Genomic DNA, 20,732 nt, shown 5'->3' with positions numbered 1-20,732 from the left:
GCCCTTGATAAGCTCGAGTCAAACCATTGGCGTGTTTGTCAAGGGCGATTGCGTGGCCTTCCCACTAAATTCATGGAAAGAATCTGAACCATCTACCGACTTTTCATAGAACTTTTGACAGTACCACTACCCAGCTTATCACACAGCTCTCCTGCAAATTTCTTTCCGATTGCGTTAGATCTGCCACAAGCAAGAAGATAGTCACAATGCCCTGTTTTGCTTTAAATTGTTTTGATTCTGTCCGGACGTGGTATCGCTCATTACGCAAGAAAAATGCTGCAAATCTATTTAATTACGGAGAAAGAAACAGGACTTTTGTAAAAAATATAGAACATTTCTATAAATAGGGAATAAAGGGGATGGAGACAATGGGTCGATTGCTTACTTCTTCTCATGCAAAAAAAGGGCTGCAAAAAGTACAAAATGTTGCCAATCTAATACGGACCAAGCGGGATCATACAAAATCATTAGAAAGCCAAACAGAGGATATCCGCAAAATGTTGGATGATGAATTAGAGCAGGATGAGTTTTTCGTTATCGTGGACCATTCCGGGAAGGGTGTCGTTCATACGAATAGACTGCGGGAAGGATCCTTTTTCACTGATGACGTCGGGCTTAAGGCGGCCCGGACCGCGGAACCGTTACTTCAGCTATATCCCAGAAATACAGGGGAAGTCTTACTTGACGCCTCATGCCCGCTATTTCAAGATAAAAATGGAAAGCGGTACAACTTAAGAATGGGACGATTGATTCACAAGCCGTTTCTCGGCATACTTTTTGCCGCTTTAAATGGGGTCGCTGCGCTTTCAGCAGCGATTGCCTCAAAGCTGGTCGGCGGCACACCATCAGACATGCTTATTGTGTTTCTGTGCACATTTGTTATCGCTTACATTTTCAACTTCTTTTTCCATAGGCTCCTTATCACCCATTTAAGAAGCTGGTACTCCGTTACCCGTTCGATTTCCTCCGGTGACCTGAGTGCGGAAGTCAGGACGGTCGGGCGGAGAAACGAGTTTCATCAAATTGGCTATGAAATTAATAAAGTCATTTTAGGAGTTCGCTCCATTATAAAAAACATCGAGAGCTCGATCAAGACTGTTAACCATATTAGTGATGAGCAGGAAGCCGCTTCCCAACGGTTATCAGCTGCCTTTCAACAAATATCCGCAACGATGCAAACCTTTCAAGGCGGCTCGGAGCAACAGCAAGGTTCAGTGAACCTCGCCCACCAAATGGTAAATGAACTGATGAAGAAAGCAGACAGTATGGCAAACGAAGTGAACAAAGCGGTTACCGGCGCGGATCAAGCTCTTATCACCGCAAAAAAAGGCGAAGACGCTGTACTCTCCACCACCACGATCATGAAAACGATAGAAGAAGATGTGAGATGTACGGCAGAAAAGATTAAAAAGATTGCCGCTGAAGCCGATGCAGTAATGAATAAAGTGTCCTCCATTACGGACATTGCCGAACAAACAAACTTACTTGCCTTAAACGCATCCATCGAAGCAGCCCGCGCCGGTGAATCCGGGAAAGGATTCGGTGTTGTGGCGACGGAAGTAAGAAAATTAGCCGAAGGAACAAATGAATTCGCCAAAGATATTTTATCGTCCTTACAACAGACACAGCGCGATTTAAGCGATGCCGTTCTCCAAGTCGAGAATAATATGAACTTTATTAAGAACGGCATGAATACCGTATCCTTCGCCGGCCAGACGATCTCAGAATTAAAGGCAAGCTCCTTAAAGACAAAAGAGTTAGTCGAAAACAACCAAACCTTTGCTCATGATGTCATGGCCGAAGGGAAAAAGCTCGAGCAAATTATGAAAGAAATTAACGCCATCGCCCATGACTTTACGTCTATGATTCAGGAAACAACTTCAACGATGGAAACGAATGTAGAAGGGATTCAAACACTCGCTAACGATTCCGCCTTACTCGCAACCGAAGTAGCCCAATTAAATAAAATCGTCAAACGCTTTCGTTATTCCTCTGTGACCTGAACTTAGAACTACCTGGGGACAGAGCAATCCCAAACTAAAAAGCAAGGAGTGGTGCTTTGAGGTCATGCCAACCAGCAGCGCTCTGTTGCTTCATTCGAATAACGATGGAAGGAGAGAACCACATGCACTTGAAAAGGATTTTATTTATCGTGACAGGCAGCTTAGCATTTATCTTTTTTGCCCTCATGTTTTATTTCAAACAGACTGCTTTATTTATTCTTGCCGCAGCGTTATGCATAGTTTGTATAACGCTGGCTCACATTTTTAACAAAACAACATGCAGGCATTGCGGGAAGACAGGCAGACATTATGGACAGCCATTTTCACACTGCCCATTCTGTGGGAATCCTTTTGAACCTTCTGGGAAATCGTCTTAACTTGTCATCTTAGTGCAGACAGCATCTCTGCTCTTATGGCTTCCTGCTATACACTTCATAAGCAAAATAGCCAACTAATAAACCAATTCCCGCTCCTAACCCAATAATAGACAGTAACGGAATTTGGACGATCATGCTAATAATCACACTGACGGCCGTACCTGCCAGCATCCCCAATGGTAGTAAACTATCTAACAGGGATTGCGCGCTTTTCGATTTTTTCTTACCTAGAGTGCCTTGTTTATGTTTTGATTGAAGCCTTTTAATCACAAAGACCGCAATTCCCGCCACTACGACAAGAGGGAATAAAATACGCCCAATTTCCATCATTGAACCCATATTAAAAACCCCGCTCCCTTTAAAATTTTTCAATTCTAGCATGTTCACTACCATTCACGGCCGTTGATGCACTGGTTGATGCCAACCAACTATATAGGAGCCTCGCTCTGTATCTTAGCATGAATAAGAGACTGGAACAAAAGGTTGTTTTTTGACCTTTTTCCCAGCCTCGCTAAGCAATGAGCGGAACCGCCACGATCTTTTAAAGTCCAAAGCTAGTTTTGTCTCAAGCTCTTTTATAAAATAGACAAGCCTATTTTAAGAAGTTATCCAGAAACTTACTCGCATCACTATTGAACTTCCACATCACCCCGAATTGATCAATTACGATTCCAAAGCTTGCTGACCATGGTGTTGACGATAACGGCATGATCACCGTCCCCCCTTCCGCAAGCTTTTCAAAGCTTTTTGTATTCATTTCCGGATCAGCATCAATGATACTAATTAACACGCTATTTCCCTTTGTGATTTCTCCCGTCATAGCCTGCATCGAAGGCGGCACATCAGAGAGCATTAAACGGTTGCCAAAAAACTCAATACGCGCTTCCATAATCATGTTTTGCTCTTCTTCCGTCATTGGGACATTTGGATTTTGACCGAAAGCATCAAACCTGACTTTTTGCACGCTTGTTGCTTGTAATGCCACTTCATAAAAGGATAACGCCTCTTCCGCGTCCCCATTAAATTGTAAATATGTGATGGATTTCATTATTGATTCCCTCCTTTTTATAGTTGAAGTATAATGGAGTATAGGCGACATATGTATGTCGTATATGGGAGGCTACTATGAAAAAAGTTGAGCGGCTTATCTCTATCGTGATGATCTTGTTACAACGAGAAGTTGTTCCGGCATCAGAATTCAGCCGGCTTTTTCATGTAACGAGACGAACGATTCAGCGTGATATGGAAGCATTAAGTTATGCGAACATCCCTGTTTATGCGGAATATGGAGCAGAAGGGGGATATGCGCTGATGGAAGAATATAAATTCGATAAGCGACTACTGAATCAACAGGATATCGAAAATATCCTCGTCGCTTTAGGCGGCTTTGAGCAACTGATTCAAAACCAGGAAATTCAAGCTACTATACAAAAAATCAAAGGAATGACCAGCGCAGATATTTCTCCCAAACTAGATTTATCCTTCTACGATTGGCCGGGAAGAAGAGACATGAAGGAAGATATTTCTTTGATCAGGCAAGCAATCGAGAACCACCGGCTACTAAAATTTGACTATGTCGACCAAAAGGGAAACAAAACTGCCAGAGTCGTCGAACCTTATAAGATGCATGTAAGTGAGATGCAGTGGTATCTGTTCGGTTACAGCGTGGAACGAAACGACTACCGGACATTTAAATTAGCGAGGATATTACACATTGAAAAAGGCGGGTTTTTTACCCCCCGGGCTGATCCCGAGCTTAAAGAACAAACAAAGCCCAACGAACCACATTTAGTTCGTGTTCAGTTAATGCTAGATGTTTCTGTCAGAGATCAATTTATTGAACGCTATGGCAAGAGGGGGGTTACGAAAGTGCCATCAGGCAGTTACCTGGCGAACATCGAACTACCGGAGAACCCTTTTGCCTATCAGTTTTTAGCCGGCTTCGGTAACAAAGTTAAGATTATAAAACCAAACGATTACATTAAAAAATACGTCACCTTTTTGGATCAGGCGGTGGAGCTGTACAGACAGCCAAAGAAGTAGACATCTTCATAATGAAGCTACCTTCACTTCGTTTCTTTTTGGAGCTGCAAATCTATGATTTTGTCCACGTTCGACGCGATTTCATCTACATAAAAAATTTATTATCACTGCCCCAAATACGCCTAACCCCGTCCTGATATTTAGACGGGGTTTAAAATAAAGTTGTTTAAATCTTGGTTTTTTATTACCAATGAAACGATATCCCTTTTGCATTATCTTAAAATACTCGGCAGATATAAAGAAATACTCGGAATAAAGGTTACTAACAGCAAAACCACTATCATGACAAAAATCCATGGAATGATCGATTTAGCGAGAGTTTCATATGAGACATTACTTACTTTTGTTGCCATAAATAAATTGGCACCCAATGGTGGTGTAATAAACCCAATTGCCAAGTTTAGAACCATAATCAAACCAAAATGAACTGGGTCCACTCCAACCGCTGTAACGATAGGCAACAGTATTGGGGTCAAGATCACAATTGCCGCATTGGTCTCCATGAATGTACCCGTAATCAGTAAAAGAACATTGATTAATAGCAGAATCACTATCATATTTGTTCCCATATCTATAATAAAACTTGAAATTGTTACTGGTAGCTGAGTCACCGTAAGGATTAATCCAAAACCAGCGGACATCCCAATAATAAGCAGAACCGCAGCGCTTAGCATACAGGCATTAAAAGCAAAGTATGGAAGCTCCGTTATCTTTATTTCCTTATAAACAAAGACACTGAGAATAATCCCATATATACAAGCAGCTCCAGCAGCTTCAGTTGGTGTAAATATCCCACCATATATTCCACCAAGTACAATAACAGGCACAAGCAGAGCCGGAATTGCTTTGAGAAAGATGACAAAAGCTTCTTTTACCGTGTACTGATTTTCTTCACCTTTATATTTATGCTTATTTGCATAATAAAGTGTAAACGTAATCAATGCAATTCCTACTAACAATCCGGGGCCTATTCCAGCGGCAAACATCTGTGTTACTGAAACGCCCGCGGTAACAGCGTAAATAATCATTGTTACACTGGGAGGAATTAACGTACCAACAGTTCCTGAAGTAGCTACTAAAGCAGTTGCAAAAGGAGGAGCATACCCTTTTGCTATCATAGCCGGTATCATAATTAACCCTATAGCAGCTACAGTGGCCGATCCAGTTCCCGAGATCGCAGCAAAAAACAAACATGCAATTACGGTAACAACACCTAACCCTCCTGTTATCCTTCCAAAGAATATATTAGCCAAATTCAGTAACCGTTTAGCTATCCCGCCTCTACCCATAATATCCCCTGCGAACGCAAATAGCGGCACTGCCAGGAGAGGAAAGTTATTTAATCCTTCTATCATTCTTTGAGTAAACGTGTCCATACCTATAATGTTTGTCCCTAAAATCGTCACAACAGATGAAAGACCAAGTGCTATTCCAATCGGTACGGAAAGCAGGAGAAACAAGATGAACGTCCCAAATAAAAGTAAGAATGTCATTTTTTCTCCTCCTTTGCCAGAGACCGCGTAAAGATGTTTTCCCTGTCCAGACCTGTTCTTTCTCTAAAGGACTTTATAGGCTGTTTTACATTTTTCAATTTCCACCAAATATTTTGAATCAAGCGCAGATTTATTAACAAAAAGCCTATTACACCGGCACCGTACATGACATTCATCGTAATATCCAAACTGGCCGATTTAATATTATATTCCATAGTAGATAAAGATACTCGAATGACCGAAATGAAAATGATGATGGAAAATATTAAAAATAATAAATCAGCTAAAATAAGTAATGCTTTTTGTACACTGGACTTAAATTGGTTAATAAACAAGTTTATATTAATATGAGCTTGATTACGGGTAGCATAAGAGAAGCTAAAGTACATGATCCAAATAAATATAAATCTAGCTAACTCTTCAGCCCATGAAAACCCTGTATTAAATCCAAAACGGAGTACCACTTGTAAAGAAATAAGCAGGGTCATGGCGAAAAATAGAACAACAATGAAGATCGGTTCTAAATTCTTCTCTAACCAAAGAAACGTCCTTTTCACATTCTCATCCCCCTCCCTTAAAACCCGAAAAATAATTATGGTGAAATTAATGCCTTTCTTCTTCTACTTGTTCCATAAACTCCTCATACAGTTCTGACCCTACTTGACTTATGATATCTTCCCTAATTGCTTCATTCATAACTTCGCCCATTCTGTCTCTTTCTTCTAATGACACTTCATTTATTTGCACACCCTCTTGCTCCAGCTTCGCTAACGTTTCTTCTTCCAGCTGAGTCATAAGATCACGTTGCATATCAATGGCCTTACTTGCTTCCGCTAAAATAAGTTGCTTATTGTCTTCAGATAAAGACTCCATAAAGTTCTTGTTTGCATACCAAAGATAAGGTGTGTAAATATGGTTCGTTACAGACAAATAATCCTGTGCTTCAAAAAATCTCTCATCGTAAAAACTTATAGTTGCACTTTCTTGACCATCAATTAAACCCTGTTGTAAGGAAGTAAACATTTCGGCCCAATCTATACTTGTAAGAGAGACACCAAGTGATTCCCACCCCTTAATTTGTATAGGGTTATAGCCTCTTATTCTTAAACCGCTAACATCCTCTTTCGTTTCGATAGGTCTTGAATTATTCGTAAAGTTCCGAAAGCCAATTTCCATGAAACCTATTCCAGTTAATCCGTTTGGCTCCAAAACATTGAGTAAATTTTGTACTGCTTCTCCATCTAACACGCGGTGAGCATGGGGAGCATCCTCAAACATATAAAAACTATTAAACACTTGGAATTCCGGTATTGAAGTGTAGTGTACGGTCGCCCCCAATGACATCTCTAAATCCCCCCGACGGGTTTGTTCCATCATCTCAGCGGCATTTCCTAATTGAGCATGCGGAAAGATCTCCACCTTGATTCTCCCTTCTGAAGCGCTTTCAATATTTTCTTTAAATGTTTCTAACGCGACATTTGAAGGATGGTCTGCTGAACTGTCATGCCCAATTCTTAAAAAAACTTCTTCTTGACCGGTAGCACCTGTTTCACTTTCAATTGAACCCTGACAACCAGCTAACACGCTGAGCAATAACAAGAAACTCCCTATACCAAAAACAAGATTTTTCATATATTTGACTAACCTCCCATTTCAAATAATAAAGTTGAGTTCACTTCTATTTCCTTACTGTAAACTCACTGAGACTCGTTTTGACCTGCTGACCCAGCTGAACTCTGCTCCACGGATTCTAAATGGCACCATAAAAATACAAATACACCCTCCATGAAACCGCTTGTTTTGTGCATCTTTGCTGGAAGATCCACTATATCAGTGATAGACCTAGTAGTTGTCCTCATTTCCATCGTATCAATAGTAGTTTATTAGTAAACGGTATCCAGTGAAGAGTTCAAAAGTCTTCACCGGTTATGAATTCTCAATATAGCTATCTGCCTGTCATTCTTGGACTTCTTATGATTTCCCGCCAAAAATTGCTATAACTGACCGCACTAGCTTGAAAGAATGTCACTAATTGCATTTTTAATAACCGTTGTGGCTACAACAGCAATAAACAAATTGCCTTTTTCAACCGCTTTTTGAACTTCATTCTTAGTGGTTGCAATGGTCCCTACAATGGACTGTAATTCCTTACCCTTCTCATATACTTGATTAATTTTTTTCTGCACTTCGGGATGGTTAAACCCTTCTTCTTTATAGCCAAGATTGACACATAAATCTAAGGGTCCAACAAATGCTACGTCGATTCCTGGAACACTCATAATTTCCTCTACATTTTCCAGCCCTTCTTTTGTTTCAATATGAACAATGATCAAGGAATTTTCGTCAGATGCATCCATAAATTCCTTGCCACCCTGAAAGCCATATCCTGCCGCCCGTATTGAAAATGAAGTTCCTCTTTTACCAAAAGGAGGGTATTTTGCTCTTTCTACTATTTTTTCTGCCTCTTCTTTCGTATTCACCATTGGGACCTGTATTCCCAACGCTCCCCGGTCCATAATTTTCTGAATGCTGGACGGATTGTAATCCGTTCGAACAATGGGAACTAAATCTACAAGCAACGCTGTACGTATCATCTCCTCCAACTGAGGCCAGCTGAATGCACCATGCTCATCATCAATTACGATAAAATCATAGCCTGCCAGCCCTAACATCTCAACTAATGCCGGAGAATAAAAACCTGTCATACAACCAATGGACGGTTCACCTTTTTTTAATTTTTCTTTTACTTTGTTTCTTAACAACCTACTCACCCCTACTCTATAGGTATGCTTATGAACGGAGCCAATCCTGCATTGCATCTGTAACTGCCTCAGGCTGTTCAAGTGTACTTAAGTGACCGCAATTTTCAATAAACACAAGCGTGGCATTCGGTATTATTTCGGCCATCTCTTCATGGATTTCTGGGGGACAGAGGGCATCCTCTTTCCCCGCTAACACTAATACCGGACAAGTCATGACTGGGAGCACGTCTTTGCCTTTTGGTCTCGTTTGATTAGCCTTTAATTGATTAATAAACCCTTCTGCTCCAACTGTTTTAAACATTTCTTTGATACTCTGTACCAGTTTTGGATCTTGTTTGCTATTTTCATGAATTAAATGTGGAAAGAATTGTTTTTCAGTTACTTCTTGAAATTGATGATTTTTTACCCGCTTGATTTGCTGCTCCCACGTTTTCACTTGTTCAGGTTTAGGAGAATTAGGATTTGTATCGATTAAGGCCAATCTCGTTACTCTCTCTGGCGCCTGTCGCATGACCTCCATTGCCACTATTCCTCCCAATGACAGACCGGCCAATGCAAAGCTTTCAGGCGCTGAATTAAGTAACCTTTCAGCCATTTTCTCAACAGTATCGTCTTTTGAAATATCTGCTATTAGGATCTTAACACCCTTTAAATGAAGCTTTTGATGATACCAAAGTGTTTCATCACATAACGTTCCCGGCACTAGAATAAGAGTTTCAATCTTTAACCCCTCCCCCTACAGTAGCTTCTAACATAATTAACTTGAGAGGAAATCGCCATTACCATTTTCCTCCTTAACTTAAATCTGCTATTTCATTTGAATACGCATTCATTTTGAAATAAATGAATCAGACCCCAAAATGATGATTATTTATTTTCGGGGTGTCGTCGTTGTGCTCCTCAGGATCAGCTCTGGTTCGAGAACATTTCTTATCATTTCATTATCATTTTTAATTAGCGTAAGCAAATTCTCCAGGGCAATGGAAGCCATTCTTCGATGCTGCTGAGAAATAGTTGTTAGATTAATGAAAGGATTTGCAGATATATTGATATTATCAAAACCGATAACAGAAATATCATCCGGTATTTGAAGCCCCAGTTCCCTTGCAGCTTCCATTACAGTAAAGGCAATTTGATCTGAAGCAGCAAAAAATGCTGTTGGCGGGTTGGGTTGTTCCATTTGAGCTTTCAGAAAAGTAGAGATACCATTTGAGGAAACATCAAATTCTTTAATTAAATGCTTATCAAAAGGCAAGTCATACTCCTTTAATGCTTCTTTGAACCCCTCCAACCTGCCGCTCAAATTTGAATACTTCAACGTTCCGGAAATATAAGCAATCTTTCGATGACCGAGTTCAACTAAATGCTTTACGCCTACTTTTGCTCCCTTTTTATTGTTAAGAACAACATAATTCCCAATGTCTTCATGAATATTCGTATTATAGAAGACAACAGGAAATCCCGTTTCAGCAAACTGCCGTGTTTTTGAATCATAAAGATCCACAGACCCGATAATAATTCCTTCCACTCGTTTGCCGACCAATGATTCAATCGACTTTTCAAGATTTACACTTTCGTGTTCGGTATCTGTCAATATCACATCAAATCCGCTTTTTCGTGCCTGGGATATAATCACTTTTGCTGTTTCCGCAAAAAAAGGATTCGAAATATCACCGACAATTAAACCAATCGAACTCGTTTTCCGCATATTCAGACTTCGCGCAATCTGATCTGGTGTAAACCCCAGTTCCTGAATCGCCTTAAGTACCTTTTCTCTTGTTGACTGCTTCATATGTGGGTAATTATTGATAACTCTTGAGACAGTAGCCTGTGACACCCCGGCTTTTTTAGCTACATCTTTTGAAGTAACTCTATCCATGACCCATCATTCCTTTAATTTCTAATAAGAATATAGCTAAAATAGCATACGGGTAAGGGGAAGTAAAGGAATTGTCCTCCTAACTCTTAGTGTTGACCATATGTTTTTTGTAGCGGCTCACACGTAAATCAGCCTGCTTTTTATGACCCATAAACCCTTCTAATTCACACAGGCGTGATCCGTATTCGCCAATCATCGCACTGGCTTCGGGTGTACACTTTTGATACGTACATGTCTTCAGATATTTACCAACCCATAGCCCCCCGGTAAAACGCGCCGCCCCTTTTGTCGGAAGCGTGTGATTTGTACCGATCACTTTGTCTCCGTAAGCAACATTTGTTTCAGGACCCAGGAACAGTGCCCCATAGTTTGTCAAGTTCTCTAAAAAGTAATCTGGGTCTTCTGTTAAAACCTCGACATGCTCATATGCCATTTTATCTGCCTCTGTAACAGCCTCCTCCAGACTGTCAACTATGATAACAGAACCACAATCTTGCCATGCGACACCGGCAACATCAGCTGTTGGCAGAACCTTCAACTGCCTTTCGATTTCATCCAGCGTTTGTTGTGCTAACGTTTCTGACGTTGTGATTAAGGCAGAAGGAGAAGTCGGTCCATGCTCGGCCTGCCCCAATAAATCAGTGGCAATTATTTCAGCATCAGCCGAATCATCCGCAATAATAAGAGTTTCTGTCGGCCCGGCCAGCAAGTCAATTCCGACCTTTCCGAACAGTTGCCGCTTTGCTTCAGCGACAAACGCATTGCCCGGTCCAACAATCATATCAACAGGTTGAATCGAGTCTGTTCCTACTGCCATGGCGGTCATCGCCTGAACTCCACCTAGTATATAAATTTCATCCGCTCCTGCCAAATGCATCGCCGCAACCGTTGCCGCAGGAATTTGACCTTTTATTGGCGGTGTGCAACCAATGACTCTTTTCACACCGGCAACTTTAGCCGTAAGAATACTCATGTGAGCAGAGGCAACCATCGGGTATCTCCCCCCGGGTACATAACAGCCGACACTGTTTACCGGAATGTTTTTATGGCCCAATGTAACCCCGGGTAAGGTTTCCACCTCGATATCGGTAATAGCTGCTCTTTGTTTCTCGGCAAAGTTACGGACCTGGGCCTGAGCAAACTTAATATCGCGGATAGTCTGTTCAGAAAGGGACTGGATCGTATTCTCTATTTCCTCATCGCTTAGACGGAAACTGTCGGCCGTCCAATTATCAAATTTTACAGCAAGAGCCTTAACAGCAGCGTCACCATTCTCTTCAATATCTTTTATAATTCCCTGAACGATCTCTTTCACTTTCACATCTGTTTCTTGAATGTCCGTTTCGCTTCTACCCCTTTTTAAGAACCTTACCATCTTGTTCACTCCTCACTATTGTATACGTATTCATTTCCTTGAAAATCTTATTTCACACCGACACGTAACTTCTCGGCCATTTGCTTTTCAAGCTCGCTGAAGTTTTCCGGTTTTATCATTTTGCCGTTCTCGTCAGAGTGAAACCCGTGCTCCGCTGCATGTTTTACTATTTGTGGTGACCATATTGGGTCTCTGCCTGAAAATACTTTATGTGGTTCAAGAATAGAGAATAACCAAGCATCCTCATCACTGGCATTTTCAAAGCCTCTAAATAAACCTGGTGGTAATGAAATAAGATCCCACTGGCCAATAATCGTTTCACCTTCAACCTTTTCAGGATCATTTTCATGTCCCCAATAAAACCGCCATTTTCCAGTTAAGACAAAGAAGGACTCTATATATTCATGCGTGTGATAAGCAGGCCCATTGCCAGGAGGCGCTTTCACCATTCCAAGTTGAAAATTGTGGGGTTCAGTAATAGCAGGTGAATATGTGTCATTTTCACTCGCTGTATCCCCAATAATTGCGTAATTAAGACGTTGATGCCCCGGAATAATACTATCGATAAACATTAATGGAATTGCGTTATGTTTCAATTCATCAAATCGTACAACCCAATTTTTTTCAATTTCTTCGTTTGAATAAGTTTTCTTCTCCACAATAAACGCCACCTTATGATAAATTAATGAGTAATAAAAATCAGTTCAACTAAAGTTAACTCTGTTCGTGTTTTTAAATCGCTGTCCATCCTCCATCGACTTTGATGGTGTCCCCTGTCACAAACTCAGCCAAATTAGAAGCAAGAAACAGAACTGCACCCGTGACATCCGAAGGTTGAGCCAATTGACCAAGCGGAATTCGACTTATCACATCATTATAAAAAGACTTATCCTTGAACATCGGAGCAGTCAGTTCTGATTCGATAAAAGTTGGAGCTACAGCATTCACTTTAATATTATAGGGAGCCCACTCAACAGCAAGGGCTTTTGTCAACTGAACGGCTCCCCCCTTGCTCGAGCAATATGCTGATCTTTTGATATATCCGACAAAGGCCATCTGCGAGACGATGTTGATTACTTTCCCTTTCTTTTGCGGAATCATATAAGTGCCTGCCCGCTGTGAGCAAAAGAAATTTCCTTTCAAATTTGTATCAATCACACAATCCCAATCTCCCTCTGTCACTTCCAATGCAGGCTTTGGAATATTAACACCCGCATTATTGACCAGTACATCCAAGCCTCCTAAAAAATTTACTGCCTCATCAACCATTCTGTAAATTTCCTCTACATTTCGCATATCAGCTACAACATAAGAGCAGTTTGAACTATAGTCGGTTAATTCTTTAACTACAGCAGCTAAGGTTGTTTGGTCCCGCCCTGTTATGACTACGTCAGCTTTTAACTTTGCAAATGCTAATGCGATGTCCTTACCGATTCCTTTGCTGCCGCCTGTAACAATAACCTTTTGACCCTTCAACTCAGAAAAATATGACATAATCACTCTCCCTAAAACTTCCGGAAATGGATCTAAACGCGCGCTAAAAATAATAGGAAAAAATCACTTTGAATACGTATTCAAAAAATGAGAAATAAAAAGAAAAGTTCTTAAGTACTTCCTTAGAACGGATTCTAACATAACTTTCTTTCGATGTAAAATAGTTTTTTGAATTTTATTTTATTTCAAAAGGTTCCCCTTATAAAGATTATATGACATCAAGAGCAAATTTCCATTATTTTTGCAGTAACGCACACGATCTCAACGCCTTTGGTGTTGTGGGGAAAGTCTTATGAAGATCGAAAAAGGTCAGGTGCCTTCATTGCGCAATTCCATTTTTAGGGGAGGCATTCTCAGGCCGAAGACAGATTACGCTAAACCATTGGCATGAATGTAATAAGTAAAACGAGATGAATAGCTTGTAGCAACAATCCTATGTTGACTATGCTCATTTTTCTCCGCATGATTTTGATTGCATTGCACGGGATAGGACGATGTTCATTGCATTGTAAATGGCAAAAAAGTCGCAATTCGCGAAAAAATAGATAGAACAGATTGTCCTAGGTTAATTTTTGTTCGACAGTTCTCGGTTTATTTTTATTCCTTTTAAATGAATTGGTCGACCCTTTGAAGATACATCTTGTAATCTCCTCCTAAAAAAGAGCAACCATTGATGGTTACTCCAGACCGTAGACAATACGGCTTCGGGTTGTGACTCACAAAGCCGTTTTTGCATTTTTCGTATCGTTTTCCGGAGGTGGCCCTGTCGGTTTGGTGTTCCTCCAGTGCCATGTCGCCAGTTTTTTTAATTCCTGGAAACGAAAACAAGCATCGCCTGCATGAAATTTTTTTGAGCCCCTTCAGGTTCGTTCAACGTCCGCCTGCGGAAAGGGTGCCCCCATCTCGGTAGCAAGGTCGAAGAGCCAACTTGACTACGAAACAAAAAAGCCTGTCGACTTTGTCGACAGACTGGAGCAACCATGGATGATTGCACTTTTATGCCCCCTCTGTAATTCTCCCAAGGAAAAAACCATCTACTTTCTCTAACTTCCCTCTCCAAAGTGTTTTCCGTTGATCCGGAGTAGGGAGACTATCACCAAAATAAATGCTCACGTGCTTCATATGAATAAAATTTACTTCTTCACTCTTATTACTATCCATCCCTTTCACAGCAGAAGCCAATTGTTCACTTATTTTGTGACTCATTTCATTACATTGCTCAAAATGTTCACTCAGCTCTTCAAAGTATTCCTTTGCTGATATAAGGGTACCTGTAATAAGGCACCCTTTCACATTCAAGGTTATGTCTAATGCAAAACTCCGCTTATTTGCTGCGTTGACAAAAAATTCGAGAATTTGATCTTTATGACCAGACTGATTACTCAATTCCCTATCTCCTTTCAACACGGTGTCTAAGGAAACGTAATTACATTAAGTTACACTTAATCATCTTTTTTAGCTTTTCTCCCTCTAGAGCTTTTAGATGGTTTAGTAGAGGAAGAACGTTTTGCTTTCGAGGTATTTTTTTCATTCTCGGATTCTTCGCTTGGTTCTTCTTCACCTTCATCCTCGGACTCTTCGCTTGGTTCCTCTTCCGTATCTGACTCTTCTTCTTTGCTTTCATCTGCAGACTCTTCACTAGTTTCTTCTACCGAATCTGCTTCTTCTTTGCCTTCATTATCTTTTCCAAACAAACCTTTGATGTTTTCTTCTAATTTATCTAAGCGGTCGTTTAGCTTGTTGCTGCTAGAACTATCCTCCGTTTTTTCTTGGTCTGAGGATGGTGTCTCGCCACCAGTTATTTTCCCAAGGTAGAAGCCATCAATTTCACTTAATTTACCTCTCCAGAGCACTTCTCCTTCTGAAGGGGTTGGGTTACTATCCCCGCAATACACTTTGGCTTCTTTTAGGTGAATAAAACTTGCAGAAGGTTCCTCACTTTTTTTTGCAGCCTCTCCCGCTTGAGCTAGTTGATCACTAAGGTGATGAGAAATTTCGTTCCCACCTGCAAACGTTTCGCTCATCGTAGAAAAGTAATGTTTAGCAGAGACCATTGTTCCGGTAACAATGGCTCCACCAACATTTAAGGTTATGTCCAAAGCAAAATCATGTTTATTAGTTGCTTGGACAAAATATTCTAAGATATTATCATTTGAAGCACTCATCTTAACAACTCCCTTCTCATATTATTTTGAAGACGTATCGTCATCACTTGAGAGAGTTGTCCCATTTTTCGATTTAGATTGTGATGATTTTTTTGAGGTATAACGCTTTTTACTCGTATTTCCTTTTCTTGAAGTCGTATTTTTCTTAGTTGTTTTATTTTCATCATCTTCATCAGACTCTTCTTCACTCTCATCAGATTCATTATTCTCATCTGAATCTTCATCTTCCTGGTCTGATTTCTCTTTCTCTTTCGAAGAATTCTCTACTTTATCCCTTGAGTCTTCTTCTTCATCGTCATTTGTTTCTTCATCTGTTTCTTCATCATTATCTTTATCTTTTTCATTTTGACTATCAATGAACTTGGTTAACATGTCTTCAAGTCTCCCTAGACGATCTTGGAGATTTTCATTTTCTTCTTTCAATGCTTCATAGTCTTCATTTTGGCTATTTTCTTCATCAGTGGCGTCATTTGATGATTCTTCATTATCATCATTATTTTTTGAATCATTATCCTGGTTGAATAAACTCATGGCCGAGCTCTTGATAGATTCTGCAGCTTGCTTCGATTTTTCTTTTGCCATTTGACCAAAATCTGATCCTTTGCTCTTTAGCTTGTCACTATCAATCCTGTCTTTCATTCTCTTTGCATTCTCTGGTGTAGCCAAATAACCAACAGTTGCTCCAATTAATCCACCGGCAATCGAACGCTTAATAGCACTACCATTTGAACCTGATTCCTCGTTAGCTGCGCCTTCATTATTCGTTTGCTGATCCTCCGTTTGATTTTCTACTTTTTGTTGTTCTGCCATGATCAAAACCTCCTAATTAATAATTAAACTCCGTGTTATTTAAACGATTTGTACCTAGTTTATTTTCGAGAGACTCTACCCTCTCTCTTAACATCTCATTTTCTTTTTCCAAGTTCTTTGTGCTGTTATTTGCTGCCTTAGAGCTTAGATAAGGATCTTGCTCCCACCAGTCCATACCGATTTCTTTTGCTTTATCTACTGATGCGACGATTAAACGAATTTTAATCGTTAATAACTCAACATCAGCAATACCAACTGTGATATCCCCTGCAATGACAACTCCTTTATCTAATATTTTCTCTAATACATCTACAATCGTGCTTGATTGCATTGAGTGTTCGACTGCCATAATCAAGTCCTCCTTCCTAATCTAGTTAAAGCAAACTTCCTAGGGGACCAAGGTCGATATTTAAATCATCTGCCTCAAGTCCAAAAATACTTTTTAACTCTTCCATTTTTTCTTCGAGATTCATTAAAGCTTCGCCTAAGTTTTCAATTTGTTCATCCGTCAACGTACCGCCTTCCACACGCCGCATCGCATGCCGCTCCACAATCTGGCGCAGAAGCTCGATAACAGTGAGAACTAGCTGCGCTAAACCATGTTCAGCGTTATCCGGATCTAAATGTATTCTTCCATTTGTTCTGCTGGCCGGTTGCATCCATTAACTCCTCCCTTTGTAGATCAAAATTATCTGATGAAACAGATGTATGCTGCTTTGCCTGGACGAGAGATTCTACCGAAGCAATTAATACTCTTACATCTAAATAGACTAAATCTACCCCTGCAATAGAGATCACTAGATCAGCTTTAATAGCCACTCCCTTATCAAGAATCACATCTAAAATGTCAATTAAGGCGATGTCTTTGTCTTCAATTGATTCTCTTAGAGACATATTGACTCCTCACTTATGAAAATTGGGAGAAATGGTAGGCTGGCCAAGGCCCTGATGCAACAAACTGCCATCCCCGCTCCCCCATTTTTTTTTCATAGTCTTGAATTTGTTCTAAGAATGTTTCGACATCCTCTTTAGGAATGAGGTATACACCATTCCACGTCATGTTCTCTTTTTTTCCCGTCACATCCTTGTTCCAGTTTCTTTTCACTGTACCTTGCGAAACATATCCAAGCAGATGGTTATGCACTTCTTCACCGATACGTTTCTTCTCCGCTTCCGCTTCCTCTGCGATGATTTTATCGAGTTTTTTATTCTCAAAAAACTGCTTTCCTCTAGGTAATTTTTTAATTTCTTCTTTTTTAGCTTCAACCGCTGGATTATTCTTTGCTACTTCTTCGTTCAACTGCTGATCATCGCAATATATTTTAACGTTCCACTCTTCATTGCCTTTAATGGAGTTAAACGTTTCGGCGAGTTTCATCTCATGATCTTCAATGGTTTTCATTACACTCTCTTCTGATTTATACAACGTACAGAATTTGAGCGGAATCGTCGTATAGCTTTTCGCTAGCTGCATCACTGTCTCATGATGATGGAAGGCTTTTTCTTGAAGCCACTCCATATCTTCATCCACACGCTCTTTAATCTTTTCTTCTGAATACTCTCTTCCATCTAACCTGCAAACAACAGCACTATGCTGCCCTATGTTGATTAAATAAAGCTCTTCCTCAGGATCAAATCCTTTCATTGCTGGAAGCGACTCGCTGCTTAATTCAGAGGTTGGAATGACTCCGTATAAATAAATCAATTGTTCCATCTTTCCTACTCCTTTTTCCTTCGCTGTGCCATCTGCTCCCATTGTTCAATCTCCAGCTGTTTCGCTACTTCATAGCGAGTAAGCAGCTCTTCTTCCTTTGCTTTATAAGCTTCTTCAGGAATTTCGCCAAGCTCATACATCATTTGGAGCTGAATCAGCTTCTGTTGGATTGTTGGCAGATCATATAGCTCTTTATCTGCTTCTTCTTTCACTTTTTCACCGATTTTTATAACAAGGTTAATGGGGGCTGTCACCAGCTTGTGGATCATCAGCTTTCCTCTACCTTCAACCTGATATTGACAAAATTATAGGCTGGCCAAGGGCCGGTGTAGTTAAATTCCACTTTGTCCTTCCACTTCTCATGAGCCTCATTAACCTTTTGATCAAACTCTTCCTCTTTATCTCGATCGACGAGAAAAGAGGCGTTTACCAGCATCGTTTCTCCAATGGGATCATTCGCTTTTGCAGCCACTGCCGACTTTTCTAACGGCTCATATACCTCATCTTTTACCTCGTTTCGCAAAGACGTCATAAACTGTTGAGCAGCATCTCCAATTTTAATCCGCTCGTAATAGCTCGCTGCTTCAGATTTCCCTTTAACAGCATGTGCCATTTTCTCTAAATTGGTATTTTTCCTCACTGTGGCTTCAAGCCATTCTTTTTTTGCAATCACCTTTAATCCGACTTCAATTTTTCCTTTTATTTCTGGGAACAGCTTTGTAAATTGGGGATATAAATTCTCAAGTAATACCCCCACATCTTCTGATGACTGAAATACATTTCCAAAACTAACAGGAATAACTGTGTCTTTTTTTTTCATTACGACGGAAACGACATGCTGGTGCATCATAAGATTCTCTTTATTCGGGTGATAGATCTTCATAGGAACGTCCGCCGCTACCATCGCCGCGTTTTTATAGCGGACCGTAAAAAGCTTTCGCTTCACACCTTCAAATTCTACTTCACCAAAGTCATCATCTATATCAGTCTCTATCCCACAGAATATATACGTACCCATTTTTATCTCTTGGTTCATCTTGAAAACCCCTTTATTTAAGCTATTTCTATCTCCTGATTAATGAGAGACGTTCATTTGTTTTAATGCTTTTTCGATTCGTTCTTCTGCTGCCTTCATTGGTTGATCTGCGTCTATACAGCGGCTTAGCTGATGACCTAAAATGTCCAAACATAGCTGCTTGAATTCCTCATTTTCTCCATCAATGGCGATGCCCTCTTCTACGACCAGCTTTGCAATCATGAGTGAAGCTCTTAAACTAGGTCCGCTTTCACCCGTACACTCTTCTCTTACTGTCGAGACAAGCGTTGTAATCTTCTTTGCCTGACTCTCCTCAAGACCGAATTTCCCAGCTGCGATAGTGGCTTCATGTTCTTGATCTTTATAATCCACAATAATCGAAATGACACGATCTAATAAGGCATCCTGGGTTTTAAATACTCCGGCATATTCTTCTGGATTACTTGTGAAAATGACTCTAAAATCAGGATGAACAGGAACAAACGGCTCGGTTTTCTTTAAACCGTACAGGGGCAAGATCTTCTCTTCAAGAATGGATAAAAATAAATTATTCGTTGTAGGCTTAGATCTCGTGAATTCATCGTAAACAAGCGTATAACCATGTTTAACCGCTTCAAGCAGTCGTCCATCTCTCCATGTTTCGTGGACAGTTTCGTCCTTTTTGTAAACTGAGCGCACGTAGTTATCAACGATTTTCTTGCTTGTATAGCCTGTAAAATCACCGATTAAATCTTTATTATCTAACTCATGGTGTCCATGAATCAGCATAACCGGACGTCTTCTTTTTTTAGCAAGGGCGAGTGCCAGAGAGGTTTTTCCGGCGCCTGTTGGACCTGTGTAATGAATAGGGTAGCCTGCTTTTAAATAACGCAAGGAGCGAGCTAGCAGCTGTTTTGTATCTTCATCTTGAATGAGACCGTCAGTTTTTGTTTTGCTACTATTTTTTAATACAGTCACTGCTATCCCTCCTACTCATTACTTTTCTTTCATTGATCGATGGCACTTCTGTAACGCACTTCACGCCTTCTAAAAGAAGTGACTTCTTTATCCTCGTTTAGAGCTACATCATATACGCCGATCATTTCATCTTTTGCATATTTTTTCATATATTCTTTTTCTTCAATGACTTCAACAATTAAATGCCAGCCACCGTTTTCCGCTTCTTCCACTGTCGTTATTTTATGAAGAGGGGCAACGTGTTCATTGAAGAAGTCGGCGACATTATTCATGATTTCTTTTATTCCCATAGTGCCCTCCTGCTTATCAGACAACGTACAGCCGACCTGATCCGACTGTCATTACCGCCATTTATATACTAAATGCAGCATTTCTTTCATTCGGCTGCTCTGGCAGGCCTTCTTCTTCTACCTCATCACGCAAGAGACCTACTGCTTCCGCATAGCGCAACCACGTATCAACACTTGCAATAACGACACGCGCTTCAACGGTTAAGATTTCGATCCCGACGACCGAAACCCTGACAAAAGCATCAATGACAATTCCTTTATCTAAAATACGGTCAATGACCTCCGCTAAACTTGAGCTATCGGTACTTTTCTGAATAGCCATTTCTCATGCCCC

Annotated in this window: 25 protein-coding genes; 2 read left to right on the top strand and 23 right to left on the bottom strand. The window is 40.4% G+C overall.

What is annotated here, in order from left to right; all coding sequences use genetic code 11:
• Positions 1–368 precede the first annotated feature (368 nt).
• On the top strand, positions 369–2,003 hold the full coding sequence (locus tag M3202_RS18915) for a methyl-accepting chemotaxis protein (protein WP_251224795.1): 1,635 nt from the start codon (positions 369–371) through the stop codon (positions 2,001–2,003).
• Positions 2,004–2,413: 410 nt separating this feature from the next.
• Here M3202_RS18915 and M3202_RS18910 read toward each other — a convergent pair whose 3' ends face one another.
• Complete coding sequence (locus tag M3202_RS18910) at positions 2,414–2,719, bottom strand: hypothetical protein (protein WP_390188961.1); 306 nt, start codon at positions 2,717–2,719, stop codon at positions 2,414–2,416.
• 253 nt (positions 2,720–2,972) lie between these two features.
• A complete protein-coding gene (locus tag M3202_RS18905) occupies positions 2,973–3,428 on the bottom strand; it encodes a VOC family protein (RefSeq protein ID WP_251224794.1) in 456 nt (151 codons plus the stop codon).
• A gap of 77 nt (positions 3,429–3,505) precedes the next feature.
• Here M3202_RS18905 and M3202_RS18900 point away from each other — a divergent pair, with 77 nt between their 5' ends.
• Positions 3,506–4,423 carry a helix-turn-helix transcriptional regulator gene (locus M3202_RS18900; RefSeq protein WP_251224793.1) on the top strand — a complete coding sequence of 306 codons (918 nt, stop codon included), beginning with the start codon at positions 3,506–3,508 and terminating at the stop codon, positions 4,421–4,423.
• Between the two features lie 212 nt (positions 4,424–4,635).
• On the opposite strand, the gene M3202_RS18895 is transcribed toward M3202_RS18900, so the two are convergent.
• The 21 genes from M3202_RS18895 to gvpJ all read right to left on the bottom strand — a co-directional run bounded on the left by M3202_RS18895 (position 4,636) and on the right by gvpJ (position 20,720).
• Positions 4,636–5,916, bottom strand: a complete 1,281-nt coding sequence (locus M3202_RS18895) for a TRAP transporter large permease (protein WP_251224792.1) — start codon at positions 5,914–5,916, stop codon at positions 4,636–4,638.
• On the bottom strand, positions 5,913–6,473 hold the full coding sequence (locus M3202_RS18890) for a TRAP transporter small permease (RefSeq protein ID WP_251224791.1): 561 nt from the start codon (positions 6,471–6,473) through the stop codon (positions 5,913–5,915). Before M3202_RS18890 ends, M3202_RS18895 begins: the two co-directional genes overlap by 4 nt.
• A gap of 46 nt (positions 6,474–6,519) precedes the next feature.
• On the bottom strand, positions 6,520–7,548 hold the full coding sequence (locus M3202_RS18885; protein WP_251224790.1) for a TRAP transporter substrate-binding protein: 1,029 nt from the start codon (positions 7,546–7,548) through the stop codon (positions 6,520–6,522).
• A gap of 377 nt (positions 7,549–7,925) precedes the next feature.
• The gene (locus tag M3202_RS18880) at positions 7,926–8,678 is read right to left on the bottom strand and encodes an HpcH/HpaI aldolase family protein (protein WP_251224789.1); all 753 of its coding nucleotides are present in this window, start codon (positions 8,676–8,678) and stop codon (positions 7,926–7,928) included.
• A gap of 28 nt (positions 8,679–8,706) precedes the next feature.
• Positions 8,707–9,381 carry an alpha/beta fold hydrolase gene (locus tag M3202_RS18875; protein WP_251224788.1) on the bottom strand — a complete coding sequence of 225 codons (675 nt, stop codon included), beginning with the start codon at positions 9,379–9,381 and terminating at the stop codon, positions 8,707–8,709.
• Between the two features lie 168 nt (positions 9,382–9,549).
• The gene (locus M3202_RS18870) at positions 9,550–10,557 is read right to left on the bottom strand and encodes a LacI family DNA-binding transcriptional regulator (protein ID WP_251224787.1); all 1,008 of its coding nucleotides are present in this window, start codon (positions 10,555–10,557) and stop codon (positions 9,550–9,552) included.
• Positions 10,558–10,636: 79 nt separating this feature from the next.
• Positions 10,637–11,932, bottom strand: coding sequence for a histidinol dehydrogenase (gene hisD / locus M3202_RS18865; protein WP_251224786.1), 1,296 nt, complete (start codon positions 11,930–11,932; stop codon positions 10,637–10,639).
• A 47-nt stretch (positions 11,933–11,979) separates the two neighbouring features.
• Positions 11,980–12,591, bottom strand: coding sequence for a cupin domain-containing protein (locus tag M3202_RS18860; RefSeq protein ID WP_251224785.1), 612 nt, complete (start codon positions 12,589–12,591; stop codon positions 11,980–11,982).
• Positions 12,592–12,664: 73 nt separating this feature from the next.
• Positions 12,665–13,426, bottom strand: coding sequence for an SDR family NAD(P)-dependent oxidoreductase (locus tag M3202_RS18855; RefSeq protein ID WP_251224784.1), 762 nt, complete (start codon positions 13,424–13,426; stop codon positions 12,665–12,667).
• A 996-nt stretch (positions 13,427–14,422) separates the two neighbouring features.
• Complete coding sequence (gene gvpU, locus M3202_RS18850) at positions 14,423–14,812, bottom strand: gas vesicle accessory protein GvpU (protein WP_251224783.1); 390 nt, start codon at positions 14,810–14,812, stop codon at positions 14,423–14,425.
• A gap of 56 nt (positions 14,813–14,868) precedes the next feature.
• On the bottom strand, positions 14,869–15,591 hold the full coding sequence (gvpU, locus tag M3202_RS18845) for a gas vesicle accessory protein GvpU (RefSeq protein WP_251224782.1): 723 nt from the start codon (positions 15,589–15,591) through the stop codon (positions 14,869–14,871).
• A 21-nt stretch (positions 15,592–15,612) separates the two neighbouring features.
• Entirely contained in the window at positions 15,613–16,401 is a 789-nt protein-coding gene (gvpT, locus tag M3202_RS18840) for a YtxH domain-containing protein (protein WP_251224781.1), read from the bottom strand.
• 16 nt (positions 16,402–16,417) lie between these two features.
• Positions 16,418–16,750 (bottom strand): gas vesicle protein, encoded by a 333-nt coding sequence (locus M3202_RS18835; RefSeq protein WP_251224780.1) that lies wholly within the window; start codon positions 16,748–16,750, stop codon positions 16,418–16,420.
• A 25-nt stretch (positions 16,751–16,775) separates the two neighbouring features.
• The gene (locus tag M3202_RS18830) at positions 16,776–17,060 is read right to left on the bottom strand and encodes a gas vesicle protein K (RefSeq protein ID WP_251224779.1); all 285 of its coding nucleotides are present in this window, start codon (positions 17,058–17,060) and stop codon (positions 16,776–16,778) included.
• A complete protein-coding gene (locus M3202_RS18825) occupies positions 17,011–17,295 on the bottom strand; it encodes a gas vesicle protein (RefSeq protein WP_251224778.1) in 285 nt (94 codons plus the stop codon). The genes M3202_RS18830 and M3202_RS18825 overlap by 50 nt, the downstream gene beginning before the upstream one ends.
• Positions 17,296–17,308: 13 nt before the next feature.
• The gene (locus M3202_RS18820) at positions 17,309–18,157 is read right to left on the bottom strand and encodes a GvpL/GvpF family gas vesicle protein (protein ID WP_251224777.1); all 849 of its coding nucleotides are present in this window, start codon (positions 18,155–18,157) and stop codon (positions 17,309–17,311) included.
• Positions 18,121–18,384 (bottom strand): gas vesicle protein GvpG, encoded by a 264-nt coding sequence (locus M3202_RS18815; protein ID WP_251224776.1) that lies wholly within the window; start codon positions 18,382–18,384, stop codon positions 18,121–18,123. The genes M3202_RS18820 and M3202_RS18815 overlap by 37 nt, the downstream gene beginning before the upstream one ends.
• Positions 18,384–19,151, bottom strand: a complete 768-nt coding sequence (locus tag M3202_RS18810) for a GvpL/GvpF family gas vesicle protein (RefSeq protein ID WP_251224775.1) — start codon at positions 19,149–19,151, stop codon at positions 18,384–18,386. Before M3202_RS18810 ends, M3202_RS18815 begins: the two co-directional genes overlap by 1 nt.
• A 39-nt stretch (positions 19,152–19,190) precedes the next feature.
• Positions 19,191–20,108, bottom strand: coding sequence for a gas vesicle protein GvpN (gene gvpN, locus M3202_RS18805; protein ID WP_251224774.1), 918 nt, complete (start codon positions 20,106–20,108; stop codon positions 19,191–19,193).
• A gap of 29 nt (positions 20,109–20,137) precedes the next feature.
• Positions 20,138–20,398: a gas vesicle protein GvpO gene (gene gvpO / locus M3202_RS18800; protein WP_251224773.1), complete on the bottom strand. Its 261-nt coding sequence runs from the start codon at positions 20,396–20,398 to the stop codon at positions 20,138–20,140.
• Between the two features lie 61 nt (positions 20,399–20,459).
• Positions 20,460–20,720 (bottom strand): gas vesicle protein GvpJ, encoded by a 261-nt coding sequence (gene gvpJ, locus M3202_RS18795; protein ID WP_251224772.1) that lies wholly within the window; start codon positions 20,718–20,720, stop codon positions 20,460–20,462.
• Positions 20,721–20,732: the final 12 nt, after the last annotated feature.

Source organism: Halalkalibacter oceani (assembly GCF_023715605.1).
Lineage (GTDB): Bacteria > Bacillota > Bacilli > Bacillales > Bacillaceae_D > Halalkalibacter > Halalkalibacter oceani.
The sequence above is the reverse complement of the archived record's forward strand: the minus strand, read 5'-3'. Positions and strand labels throughout refer to the sequence as shown.